Source organism: Pseudomonas sp. ICMP 561 (assembly GCF_002699985.1).
Taxonomy (GTDB): Bacteria; Pseudomonadota; Gammaproteobacteria; order Pseudomonadales; family Pseudomonadaceae; genus Aquipseudomonas; species Aquipseudomonas quasicaspiana.
In genome coordinates this window covers 1-508 of sequence record NZ_LKBT01000048.1, presented here as the reverse complement: position 1 = coordinate 508, position 508 = coordinate 1, and the positions used below count along the sequence as shown (strand labels likewise).

Annotated in this window: 2 tRNA genes; both read right to left on the bottom strand. The window is 48.8% G+C overall.

Annotated features, from left to right (window positions below):
* Positions 1-235: 235 nt before the first annotated feature.
* Positions 236-311 (bottom strand) — tRNA-Ala (locus tag AO242_RS23730).
* Positions 312-327: 16 nt separating this feature from the next.
* A tRNA-Ile gene (locus AO242_RS23725) sits at positions 328-404 on the bottom strand.
* Between the last annotated feature and the right edge of the window lie 104 nt (positions 405-508).

Genomic DNA, 508 nt, shown 5'->3' with positions numbered 1-508 from the left:
CTTGACCATATAACCCCAAGCAATCTGGTTATACTGTGAAGACGACATTCGCCGAAAGTTTGTTCTCACAAACTTTACCTTAGCCTGGACACGCACCAGTGAAAGAGGTGCCCAGTCTATATTTCTATCACATACCCAAATTTTTAAAGAACGATCTAGTCAAAGACTAGAAATCAACACTCACCATGCAAACCATGGAGTGCTCATTTCTAAGCTTTCAAACAGAAGCAGTAAGTGGTGGAGCCAAGCGGGATCGAACCGCTGACCTCCTGCGTGCAAGGCAGGCGCTCTCCCAGCTGAGCTATGGCCCCGTATCCGGGTGTCGTTTGGTGGGTCTGGGCAGATTCGAACTGCCGACCTCACCCTTATCAGGGGTGCGCTCTAACCAACTGAGCTACAGACCCAAAATCGGGTGTGCAAAGCAAAAGCTGCTTCTAATCGTCTTCTTCAATGAATCAAGCAATTCGTGTGGGAACTTGTGCTGCAGCTGAGTCGTCGATTAAGGAGG